Annotated in this window: 8 protein-coding genes and 1 tRNA gene; 4 read left to right on the top strand and 5 right to left on the bottom strand. The window is 62.1% G+C overall.

The window, feature by feature from the left end:
* Nucleotides 1-393, top strand: a 393-nt coding sequence (locus VVR41_RS07035; protein WP_409338289.1) for a terminase gpP N-terminus-related DNA-binding protein, incomplete at its 5' end; no start/stop codon positions are given.
* A gap of 188 nt (nt 394-581) precedes the next feature.
* Here VVR41_RS07035 and VVR41_RS07030 read toward each other — a convergent pair.
* From VVR41_RS07030 to VVR41_RS07020, 3 genes are all read right to left on the bottom strand, one after another.
* Nucleotides 582-3,428 carry a Rib/alpha-like domain-containing protein gene (locus tag VVR41_RS07030; protein ID WP_368524158.1) on the bottom strand — a complete coding sequence of 949 codons (2,847 nt, stop codon included), beginning with the start codon at nt 3,426-3,428 and terminating at the stop codon, nt 582-584.
* A 341-nt stretch (nt 3,429-3,769) separates the two neighbouring features.
* Nucleotides 3,770-3,843 (bottom strand) — tRNA-Met (locus VVR41_RS07025).
* Between the two features lie 122 nt (nt 3,844-3,965).
* Nucleotides 3,966-6,836: a UPF0182 family protein gene (locus VVR41_RS07020; protein ID WP_409338290.1), complete on the bottom strand. Its 2,871-nt coding sequence runs from the start codon at nt 6,834-6,836 to the stop codon at nt 3,966-3,968.
* Nucleotides 6,837-6,988: 152 nt separating this feature from the next.
* Here VVR41_RS07020 and VVR41_RS07015 point away from each other — a divergent pair, with 152 nt between their 5' ends.
* Together VVR41_RS07015 and VVR41_RS07010 are read left to right on the top strand one after the other, a co-directional pair.
* A complete protein-coding gene (locus VVR41_RS07015; RefSeq protein ID WP_368524156.1) occupies nt 6,989-7,525 on the top strand; it encodes a PPA1309 family protein in 537 nt (178 codons plus the stop codon).
* Nucleotides 7,526-7,564: 39 nt separating this feature from the next.
* On the top strand, nt 7,565-8,233 hold the full coding sequence (locus VVR41_RS07010; RefSeq protein ID WP_368524155.1) for a hypothetical protein: 669 nt from the start codon (nt 7,565-7,567) through the stop codon (nt 8,231-8,233).
* On the opposite strand, the gene VVR41_RS07005 is transcribed toward VVR41_RS07010, so the two are convergent.
* On the bottom strand, nt 8,202-9,287 hold the full coding sequence (locus VVR41_RS07005; RefSeq protein WP_368524154.1) for a PDZ domain-containing protein: 1,086 nt from the start codon (nt 9,285-9,287) through the stop codon (nt 8,202-8,204). The genes VVR41_RS07010 and VVR41_RS07005 overlap by 32 nt on opposite strands.
* Nucleotides 9,288-9,420: 133 nt before the next feature.
* On the opposite strand from VVR41_RS07005, the gene VVR41_RS07000 reads away from it, so the two are divergent.
* Nucleotides 9,421-10,866, top strand: coding sequence for a zinc-dependent metalloprotease (locus VVR41_RS07000; protein WP_368524153.1), 1,446 nt, complete (start codon nt 9,421-9,423; stop codon nt 10,864-10,866).
* 29 nt (nt 10,867-10,895) lie between these two features.
* Here the strand turns inward: VVR41_RS07000 and VVR41_RS06995 are convergent, their stop codons facing one another.
* Nucleotides 10,896-11,405, bottom strand: a complete 510-nt coding sequence (locus VVR41_RS06995) for a SprT-like domain-containing protein (protein ID WP_368524152.1) — start codon at nt 11,403-11,405, stop codon at nt 10,896-10,898.
* Between the last annotated feature and the right edge of the window lie 36 nt (nt 11,406-11,441).

Genomic DNA, 11,441 nt, shown 5'->3' with positions numbered 1-11,441 from the left:
ACGTGGCTTCGTAAACCCACCAAACCTGGCCGCACACCCATGCAGACCCGCACGCCGACGCACTACCCCTTCGACGTGAAAATGCGCGCAGTCAACCTACTCAACGATGGATGGCACCCAGCCGATACCGCCCTTGGATGTGGTCTCGCGTCAAAAATGAGCGTGTATTCATGGGCTCAACGATTCCGCGACAAGGGACAATGGGCATTGATGAGCACAAAACAACGCGCAGAACACGCACGCACACCCACCACAGCAGCGTTTGAAACATCGCTGCCTGATGATCCCACCCAGTTAAAGAAGCAGATGGCGAAGCTTCTCGTTGACAAAGCCGTGCTGAAAAAGGAGCTGGAATTAATAAAAAAGACGCCAGGCACGTCCCAGGTCAGCTGAGTAACAGTCACAAAGACCGATGTGGTTGACGCGCTACGCGCCACGTTTCCACTCCGTTTGCTGTGGGATTCCATCGGTTGTGCAGCGTCGAGTTTCTACTATCAACTTCACAACTGACTTGGCAGATGAAAAGAAAATCGCTCTAACCCGGGACAACCCAAGTTAGAGCGACAAGCCTATTGCTGCTGCTACGAAGACAGGAAGCCTTCACCTTCCGGTGAGCAGTTCGTTGCCAAGTAATCCGCAGCGAGAAGTCCCAGTGCGAGAATCACCGCGCCACCGATCACGGCTCCACCGACCTGACCGGTCTGGCCAGCGATGGCATTGAATTGGGAGGCAAAGCCCGCCTGGTTGCCGTCAAAGACGCCCAATTGCTGTTGGATCCGGGAGTTGAAGTTCGCAATCTCTCCGCTAATCTGCGAGACCATTGGGGTAAGGCCAGGGATACTCACCTGAGCTGCCAGTCCCACCGGAATTAGCAGCAACAGTGGCAGACCAACGCTCAGGCCCGCAGGGATACAGGTAGCAGGAACATCGGAGGAGGCATCCTCGCTTGACTGTGAAGAATCTCCTGGGGAACCATCCCGGCCGTCCTGGCCATCCGCGCCGTCCTGGCCTGCTGGGCCCTGCGGCACGGTAATGGTTTGACCATTGGACCAGGTGACAACCAAATCCCCGTCCGCATTCTTCTCCTGTGACACGATCGTTGGTGCGGCAGGTGCATCAACCTTCACCGTCGAGCCATCAGAGAAGACAATCTCGACGGAACCATCTTCGTGAGTGCGTTGCTCGAGAATAGCTACAGATTGCCCATCCGCTGGAAAAGGAATACGCACCACGTCGCCATTATCGTAGGTCAACTCCAGTACGCTCTGACCATTGTCGCCTGTCACAACCTTCTGGTCGACAATCCTTGGCGCCTTAACCGGCTCTAGTTCAACCTTGTTCCCATCAGAGAAGGTAATGGTCGTCACGCCAGTTTGTGAATCCACAGTCTGTCCAACAATGGTTAGTGACTTGCCATCAGCACCATCGCGGCCATCTCGGCCCGCCGGAATCGTGATTTTCTCACCATCAGAGAAAGTTATGATGATATCACCGGTAACGGGGTCAGTAGATGTTCCAGTAATCGTGATGGACTGCGGAGCAGGAATAACTACGGTGCTTCCGTCAGAAAATTCCACCACGGTCTGACCGTTCTCGTTAACTGTCGAGTCGGTGACCTCGATGGAGGTGCCCGGATCACCCTGATCGCCCTTATCACCCTTGGAGACGGTGATGGTCTGGTCGGACCCGGCTACTTCCGAACCATCGCTGTCAACTGTCACGAAAGTGATGGTGGTATTGCCGTTTGAGTCAGTTCCAGTTTCCTTGATGCGAACAGATTCGCCCGTGGCGCCTTGTTCCCCTTGCGGACCAACGACACTGCCGATGTTCTGGGTGGTTCCGTCGTTGTAGGTCACTACGAGTTGACCATCTTCGTTGACTTCAAACTGAGTAACTCGACGATCCACCTGCACACCAGCGGTGAGGTTATCGGTCTTCGTAGTGCCGTCGGCAGCGGTGTAGGTGACCGTCACCGGAATCTGTGTGCGGCCAGGAGCAGCATCCGTTGGCGGAGTTACCGTCAACTTGCCGGTGTTCTCATCAATACGTGCGGTCCAGCCTCCTGGGATATTCCCGAGCGCGAATTTCGCATCTTCTGGAATGCTGCGCAATGCCTGCGGGAAGATGACGGTCTCGCTTCCCGGGCCCGTGTAGGCATCATCGTAACCGTCCACAAAGAACGCCGGAGTGACGGTGATGGAAGCTTGATATTCTCTGAAACCAGTATCCGACGTTCCAGCCAGCACTGGGAATTTATAGATGCCTGTTGGGATACCAAAGCCCGGGCGAGCAACAAGGACCCCATCTGACTTCACCTCGACCCACTCAGGAGTGGTGGGAGCGGACTGAAACTCAAGGGTTGGTTCGCCGTCATTGCTGCCCGGCGAAGGAATCGTCGTCTCTGACCCCTGCTGGACGATCCCCTCGGTGTAGCACGTGTCGGCAGTCAGATGGATGGTCGAGTCCGTCACCGCGTTCGCGGCGGCACCAGTTTTAGCCTGTTCCCACTGCACAACAAAGCGAGAGCCCTCAGGTGCATAGGCAACGGCGACCTGCTTGTGGTAGGGATCTGCAGTATCAATGATCGTGGGATCCACCCAATTGTCAGGACTGTGGTGGACGCGCTGGTTTGGATACTCACCTTTGCCATCTGCTTTTTCTTTCGCAGCCTTCGCATCATTTGCCGCACTATCGTAAGGCTGCACGGTCAAGAATTCCGATACGTCCATCATGCCACCGGACCTGGTGGGATAGGCTTTGGGACCTTGGGAGCCCGTTGTGTAAAGCGCCCCATCGGAAAGCTTCGGCACACCCCAGTCTGTAGGCATATTGACATCGAACTTTACATTGTACATCGCCTCGGCAAAGGCGAACGGGAACCGCCACGTTCCGCCCCAGTGCTGGACACTGTTATGGAGGTATTGCGTGTTCGGATTCGCCGCGCCGCCGGATTGACCCAAGCTGTAGAGAAATCCGTTTCGGGAGCTGTCGATCAAGCTGGGATCGTTGACTGCTCTACTCAAAAGATCGATGCGGCACTCATCGGAACGGTCACCATTCTTGGTAACGATGTAGTAGCCCCAAACGGTCTCTCCGTCACTAGTGGTGTTCGTCTTGTCGCCAAAGGGGTTCCTCGGGCGCAACTCCATCAGGAACGTTTCACCCTCGTACTCGTACGTCTTGTACTTAGGCAACCCAGCAACCGGAGTTTCCTCCTCCAGAGGAATTTGATTATCGTTTCCCCCATCACGAACCACGCCTTGCGTGTCAGCGGGAATGACTTCTGTCATGTCCACACCGAAGTCGAGGTCAGGGTTCTGAGCTACAACCGCGCCTCCTTGAGCTTGCGCAGATGCGACAGGAACAACCAGAGACGAAAGCCCGAGCATGGCGACAGCTGAGGCCACGATAATTCGCTTTTTAAACATCTAAATCCTTTACGGGAACGCAGGCCGGAAGTTTAGAAGTGGCCCGCTAGGTGAAGTGGGTGGCATACATGTCGATGAGCAAGATGGGGCATCGATAGCTGTTGCTGCGAAATATACCACCTGGACCTGTCAATGTCAGCGGCTCCAGCCCCGATCCAGGAGAAAGTTGAGTGGGACCGCGTTCAGCAAGCGGGTGTTCATCCAAGGTCAGTCGCTAGTCACGGCCAGAGCACGTTCCCGATGGGCGAAAGTGCAGGAAAGGTAACGAACCCCTCCCCCGCAAGATCCACAGATCCACGATGCCCCCCGGTTCGATAAACGAACCGGGGGCTTCAGATTAGTAGCGGGGGCAGGATTCGAACCTACGACCTCTGGGTTATGAGCCCAGCGAGCTACCGAGCTGCTCCACCCCGCGACGGGTGATATTTAATTCACCTGCTGCCATCACCTGGCAACGAGATATGACTATAACGGGGTTGCCACAAGAAACCAAACCCGCAGGTGACCGGGCTATTGCGCCCGGCCACCATTCACCCATTACTGGGCGTTGCGGTACTCCGCTACTGCCCGGTCGAGGGCATCAAGGGCGCGCCCGTACTCCTCGAAGGAGCCGTCGCGGGCGGATTCGAGGTTGCGAAGTTCCTCATCAATCTTCCGCAATGCGTCGTCGCGGTTACCCGGCGCCGGCTGGTCTCCTTCGGGAGAGACGATGGGCTGTGCGTCAGGAGTGTCGTCATCCACGACGTCAATTTCCTGAGCGGCTTCGGAGTTAATGCCCACCTGGTTCAGCGCCTGAGAAACAGTTGGTGCGTAACCGACCTGGCCGCGGTAGAACACCAGCACACGCAGCAGCTTCGGGAAGGCCGAAGCCTGGTCCTTGCGCTGCGAGTAGATCGGCTCGACATAAAGGATGTCGCTGCCGCCGACCGGAAGGGTCAGCAGGTTGCCGTTCTTCAGGTCGTTGGAGCCCTCCCACAGCGTGCGGTCGCGCGCCACCTGGTCGGACGACATCAGCGCGTCCTGGGCCTGCTTCGGGCCCGGGGTCTGCGTGTTGGTGGGCAGGACACGCACCGTGATCTGGCCGTAGGTCTCCGGGTCGGACGACACGGTCATGTGAGCAGAGAGGAACTCTCGGTTCAGGCCGCGGTACGGGGTGATGAGCTGGAAGGACGGCTCGTTGGTCTGGGGGTCGGCAGCGACGACGTAGTACGGCGGCTGGTTGAGCTCCTGGCGTCCTTCCGGCGCGGTGGGGTCGTTCGGGACGGACCAGAACGCGTCGTTGTTGAAGAACACACCCGGATCACTCACGTGGTAGCGGGCGAGCAGCTCGCGCTGCACCTTGAACAGGTCTTCCGGGTAGCGCAGGTGCTCACGCAGGCTGTCGCTAATGTCTGCGTTGGGTCGCACTGTGTCCGGGAACGCGCCCATCCAGGCGTTGAGCACTGGGTCAGACTCGTCGAAGGCGTAGAGGTCCACGGTGCCGTCGTACGCGTCCACCGTCGCCTTGACGGAGTTACGGATGTAGCCAAGGTTGTTGTTCACCAGACGCTGGGTGGTTCCATCCGGGTTCAGCGCGTCCTGGGTGGTGTCCGTCAGCGAGGTGCGGGTGGAGTACGGCAGTGAGGACAGCGTCGTGTAGCCGTCCACGATCCACTTCACGCGGCCGTCGACAACCGCCGGGTAGGTCTTCGAATCGGTGGTGAGCCACGGGGCAACCTTCTCCACGCGCTGGCGCGGGTCACGGTCGTAGAGGATCCGGGAATCTGAACCGACTCGATCGGAGAGCACGAGGTTAAGCTCCTGGTACTTCGCCGCGTACGCGACGCGGTTGATCCAGTTGCCCACGTTGACTCCGCCGTCACCTTCGTAGGTGTAGGAGGAGGTGTCGGTGTCGTACTCGACCGGGCCCTGGCCGTTGTCGCCGACGATGGCGTAGTCGAGGCCGTCGTCTGCGCTGGCGATCACCGGTCCGTAGTAGATGCGCGGCTCGTCGACGCGAATGCCCAGGCGCTCGGCCTCGACGCTGGCGTCGGGCTGCGCGTTGGACTGCAGGTCGGACACCGTGAAGATCGGCAGGCCGCCGCGGGTCGAACCCGCGTCCTGCGCCGCCTCGTCGACAGTGTTCGCCGGTGCTGCGACGAAACCGTTGCCGTGGGTGTAGACAGTGTGGCGGTTGATCCAGTCGCGCTGGTTCTCGCGCAGGGCGTTCGGATCGAGCTCACGCGCGGCGACGACGAAGTCGCGCAGCTCACCGTCCACCTCGTAGCGGTCCATCGCCAGGGTGTCCGGGAAGCCGTAGAAGTTACGCAGCTGCTGGTTCTGGGTGAACGTCGGCGCGATAATGTCCGGGTCGAGCAGGCGGATGCTGCCAATCGTTGCGGCGTCCCTTGCCACCTCGGCGTTGGTGGCGGAATCGGTACCCCAGTTGTTGTCGTAGGTGACCACGTCGTCCGTCAGCCCGTAAGCGTGGCGGGTCGCCTCAATGTTGCGCCCGATGTACTCGTACTCCTTGGCCTGGCGGTTCGGCTTGACGGAGAACTGCTCGAGAAGCGCGGGCCACACGCCGCCGACAACGATCGCGGAGACGAGCATGAGCACCGTCGCCAGCACGGGGATGCGGAAGTCCTTGTAGACGATCGACGCGAAGAACGCGGCGGCGACAATCACGGCGATGACGGTCAGAATGATCTTCGCCGGAAGCGAGGCGTTGATCGCGGTGTAGGACGCACCAGTAAAGATGTCGTTCTGCTGGGACAAGAGCGCGTAGCGCTCCAGCCAGTAGCCGAACGCCTTGAGCAGCATCCATAAACCAGCCGTGACTGCGAGCTGGATACGCGCAGCGCGCGTGATGTTGCCCTTTACTCCGTTGAGGTTGTTGCCCACGCGAATGCCACCGAGCAGGTAGTGCGTGACAAGTCCCACCAAAAACGCCACGATCAGGAGCATCGACAGCATCGACACGAGCGCGTTGAGCGCCGGCAAAGTGAACGCGTAGAACCCGAGGTCGCGGCCAAATTCGGGATCTTGCACCCCGAACTCTTGGCCGTTAAACCACAGCAGGTAGGTGCGCCACATGCGCTCGCCCGCGAAACCGGTAAACAGCGCGATGGCGAGCGGAACCCATCGAGTCAACGAGCGCACGCCGGCCTCCACCGATGCCGCGTTCGCACCCTGCTGGGAGAACGGGTCGACAGTGGGGTCTTGCTTGGGGCGGTTGCGCCACGCCACCTGCGCGGCCAGAAGGCTCACACCGGCGCCGAGGGCAGCGAAAATGACGAACAGGATAATCCGGGCGATGATGACTTTGGTGAACACGCCCCGGTAGTCCAACTCACCGAACCACAGCCAGTCGGTGTAGAAGCCGATCAGAAGGGGGACGAGGAAAAACAGCGCACCAAGAATGACCATCAGAGTGGCCAAGCCTGTGTTCTGCTTCCGCGAGCGTGGTCGAGGCTGGGTTAGGCGAGTAGCCAATCCTGCTCCTTAAATATAGTTTTCGTGGACTCGTACTAAAGTCCTACCTTAAATTGACCAACGCCCGAGGTGCCAGAAGGGTTCCCATGCTGAATCAGCAAGCGCTTAACAAAGCAATGACAGAAGCCGTGGAGTTTGTCCACGCCGAAGGCTGGGACGCCGGGCCCACCCTGTTCGCTCTGGTACCCACCGAGTTGCTCGTCGACCACGTGGACAACCTCGAAGATGAGCAGGCGTCCTCGCCGCTGACGTTGGTCGTCCAGGACACCCTCCCGCCGTCGATTCTGCCGGGCTCAGCTGAGTTGGCGGAGTACGTCGCCCGCCTCGCGTGGCCGCGCCAGGTCGAGGGTGTGGTACTCGCCCAGGAGATTTCGTTCCGGGACTCCTCTGCCCCAGCTGAGACCGAGCCCCGGGCTGCCCGGTTGTTCTCCGGCGTGCTGCGCGACGAGGACGTTGAGCTGACGCTTCTGCAGCTGCGCCCGAGCGAGGAGGAGCTTGCAGAGAAAGGCCCCTTCGCTCAGGACAACATCGAACTACGCGGCGGGCCGGACGTCGCCCCGCACGTGCTCGCGGCGCTGCGCTTCGGCCTCGAGCAGGATCCCGACGAGTTTGAATTAGACTAACCGCTATTGCAGTACTATCCCGCACTTAAGGAGCCCCGCGTGCACCGTTTGACCCCAGCCCGCCTCACCGCGATCGCAGCCGTGAGCACGGCGCTTGCCCTCGCTGGTTGCTCCGGACCGTCTGACTCGGAGCAGCCGGGGCGGACGGGAGAGGCGTCGACAAGCGTGGCAGCGGATACGCCGACCAGCACCACGACGTCGACGCAGAGCAGCACTGCGGCCGCGAGTAGTGCGACCACCACTTCTCGGGAGCGCCGCGACGGTGCGGACCTGACCGAGGTCGCGCAGCGCTTCTCCACCCTCGCCCCCGCATCGCTGTGGGAGCGCATTGAGACGTGCAGCGAAACCGACATCGCCGGCTCATTCGATTGCTCTGGCCCCGAGATCGGCCAGTTCCAGCTGTTCGATTCCGATGCGAAGGCAGCTTCGACCACTCAGCTGCTGACGGAGCTGCGCAGCTCGCGCATCGTGGAGGACGACGGCAGCATCGTCGTCGGCTGGTCCACCCTCGGTACCTCGGCGATCATCACTGTCGTTGACAACGACAAGGGCCAGGTGCTGCAGCAGCTCGTCTCCTCGGATCAGGAGGAACCGCGCGAGCGCATCTACAAACTTGGCCTCGCGCAGCGCCCCGCGGAAACGTCGACAGTTGAGTCGGCAACTGAGACCGCGACGGCTACTGAGACGACGACTCCGGCGAACAGCTAGCAACCTCTCGGCCGGCGCTGAAATCCTCCATCGCCGCGACGGCGTCGTCAAGCGTGTCGACGCGGGCGACGACCATCTCCCCGGACTCGGCTCGCGACGCCTCATCGCAATTGCCGGATGGGGCGAGAAACAGCTCTGCGCCCTCCTGACGCGACGCCTCGATCTTGTGCGCGATCCCGCCGATCGGGCCGACCGTTCCGTCGTCGTGGATCGTGCCCGTTCCCGCAACGAAGCGCCCGCCGTTGAGCTCGCCTGGGGAAAGCTTGTCAATCACGGCGAGGGCGAACATCATGCCCGCGCTCGGGCCGCCGACGTCGTTGAGGTTGTAGGTGACGTCAACGTCACCCGCCGGCTCCGAGGTCATGAGGATGCCCAGCTGCGGCTGTCCGGCCTCCTCCGAGCTCTCCCCCAGCGTGACCGTGAGCTCTTTCGCTTCGTCACCGCGCTGGATTCCCAAGCGCAGCTCGTCGCCCGGTTGCATCTCGCGCACCATGCGCTGGACCTGGCCGGGTTCGGTGACCTCGGTGTCTCCGACTGTCGTGATGACGTCGCCCGGCTCGAGCACGCCGTGCGCGGCGGAGGATTCGAGCGCGTCGTACACCACCACGGTGGTGGGAAGGCCGAGGTAGCGCATCGCCGCGACGGTCGCTGAAGCTTCCGAACCGACGAACGCCTGCTCGTTGAATTGCCTCAGGTCGTCTTCGGACACCTCTGGCGGAATGATCTGCTCAATGGGCACGATCGTGTCACCGGCACCGAGCCACCTGCCCAGCGCCTGCGCGAGCGTCATGTTGGTACGCACGGACACCGTGGTCATGTTGAGGTTGCCCGCGGTGGAATCGGTGGGCGTGCCGTCGATCTCGACGACGGGAGTGCCGTCGACCTCACCAAGGGTGTTGAACGTCGGGCCGGGGCCTTCGGCGGCGTAAGGGACGGTCAAGGCGACGTCGGTGAACGGGATGTGGTCGAGGGACAACGCGAGCGTCAACAGAGCAACCGGGAGAGCGCCGAGTGCGACTGTTGCGCGGCGAGCCCCGCTTTTTGTCTGGAGCACGCAGAACATCCTAGACCACCGCGGCACACCCGCCCGGCAGTCGATCGCGGAACTGGTCGCTGATTGTTCGCTGTCAGCGACAAGCCACGTTATTCACGGCGGGGCCCAAACACGGATAGGTAGGGTTGTCCGTATGAACAACGCATTCGGGTTCTCTTTCCCTTTCAACGGCCGCGACGACGACCGCGACAATGGTCGGGACGGAAACGGTGACGGCAACGACCGCAACAACCCGAGCGGCGGCGACCCCTTCGGCGCGTTCTTCGGCGCCGGTGGGCACTCCGGTGCACCGTCCGGAAACCTGGGCGATATCTTGAACCAGTTCGGCCAGATGCTGTCCGGCATGGGCTCGACGATGAATGACCAGAACGAGCGCGACGCCGTCAACTTCGACCTCGCACTGCGCATGGCGCGCCAACGAGTCGGCGAACAGGCCCCCGTCCCGGAGGGTGAGGCGCGGGCCATTAGCGAGGCGCTGCGCCTGGCCGATCTCTGGATCGACGACACAACACAACTACCTGCTTCCGACGCGCGCGCCGAGGCATGGAACGCCGGCGACTGGCTGACCAACACCATGCCGACCTGGAAGCGGCTGGTCAACCCAGTTTCTGAGCACATGAACCGCGCCCAGATCGAGGCTATGCCCGCCGAGGCCCGCGAGATGATGGGCCCAATGACGGGCATGATCAACCAGATGAACGCCATGAACTTCGGCATGAAGCTGGGCCACGCGCTCGGCGACCTCGCCCAGCAGGCGCTCACCGGCACCGATTTCGGCCTGCCTATCGCACCCGCAGGCGTCGCCGCCATCCTGCCCGCCAACGCCAGCGCGATGGCGTCAGAGCTCTCGGTGCCACAGCAGGAGGCACTGATGTACCTCGCCGCGCGCGAGGCCGCACGCCAGCGCCTGTTCAAGCACGTGCCGTGGCTCGTCGAGAGGCTCGTGTCCTCCGTCGAGGAATACGCAGCAGGCCTCGAGCTCGACACGTCCCACCTGGAGGAGATCGCCCGCTCCCTCAACCTTGAAGGCGGCGACCCCCAGCAGATCCAGGAGAAGCTCAACGAGCTCCAAGGCCAGGACCTCTCTCCGCGCGTGACCTCGCGCAACGCGGCTGCCACGTCACGGTTGGAGACGCTGCTCGCGCTCGTGGAGGGCTGGGTCGACGTCGTCGTCGGCGAGGCGCTGGAAAACCGCATCCCGTCGGCAACGCAGCTCGCGGAGGCGTGGGCGCGCCGCCGCGCGACGGGCGGATCCGCGGAGCAGGCCTTTGCCAACATTGTCGGCATTGAGCTCGCCGCACCGAAGATCCGCGAGGCCGCCGAGCTGTGGCGCCGCGCGGACAACGCGGTCGGCCACGAGCGCCGCGACGCTGTGTGGGATCACCCGGATTTCCTCCCCGCCGCAGAGCATCTGGACAACCCGGCCGCGTTCATCGACACGCTTCTCGACGACTCCACCGACACCGACCTCGACGCCGAGTTTGCAAAGCTCGAGGAAGAGCTGCGCAACAACCCGGAGCTGAAGCGCGAAGAGGGCGACGGCAAGGACGACGGGCGCGAGGACGGCACCGAGCTGTAGGCAGGTGCTCCACCGGCGCTGATCCGGCACTATCCGTGGCGCTGCAGCGCCTCGAGGTAGCCTTTCGCCCGCTCCGCCCGCGGCGCCCGGTCGGCCCACTCCCAGAACTCGGGGCCGTGGCCGGGGATGAACGTGTGGGTCAGTTCGTGGACGACCACGGCGTCGAGCACGTACGCCGGCACGTCTTTGAGCCGGTCAGAAATGCGGATCTGACCCGTCGAGGGCGTGCACGAGCCCCAGCGAGTGTTCTGGTTGCTCACCCAGCGAATTGATGTGAACTCCGCCCGACCGGCGAGCACGCTCGCGTTGAGCTGGTGCGCGCGTGCCTCCAGCTCGGCGTCGCCCACACCCTGCGAGGTCGACTTCGCACGCATCCGCGCCAGCATGTCGGCCACCGCGTCGCCCTCCTGGCGCCGCGAGAACGCCGCCGGGATGCGTATCTCCACCACACCGTTGACCACCCGGGCCTGGACCGTGCGCCGGCGCCGCGGTGAGCGGATGACCTTCACCTCCGGGTCGTTGCTGTGCTCGCTACGCATGACACGACAGTCTAGGTGTGCTGCAATAGCCGGTGA

It is taken from the genome of Corynebacterium sp. LK2510 (assembly GCF_040946405.1).
In the GTDB taxonomy this organism is placed as follows: domain Bacteria; phylum Actinomycetota; class Actinomycetes; order Mycobacteriales; family Mycobacteriaceae; genus Corynebacterium.
The sequence above is the reverse complement of the archived record's forward strand: the minus strand, read 5'-3'. Positions and strand labels throughout refer to the sequence as shown.

Bases quoted from the DNA above. Each gene is read 5' to 3' on its own strand.
- VVR41_RS07030 (WP_368524158.1), bottom strand. From the start codon at position 3,428: ATGTTTAAAAAGCGAATTATCGTGGCCTCAGCTGTCGCCATGCTCGGG.
- VVR41_RS07020 (WP_409338290.1), bottom strand. From the start codon at position 6,836: ATGGTCATTCTTGGTGCGCTGTTTTTCCTCGTCCCCCTTCTGATCGGC.
- VVR41_RS07015 (WP_368524156.1), top strand. From the start codon at position 6,989: ATGCTGAATCAGCAAGCGCTTAACAAAGCAATGACAGAAGCCGTGGAG.
- VVR41_RS07000 (WP_368524153.1), top strand. From the start codon at position 9,421: ATGAACAACGCATTCGGGTTCTCTTTCCCTTTCAACGGCCGCGACGAC.
- VVR41_RS06995 (WP_368524152.1), bottom strand. From the start codon at position 11,405: ATGCGTAGCGAGCACAGCAACGACCCGGAGGTGAAGGTCATCCGCTCA.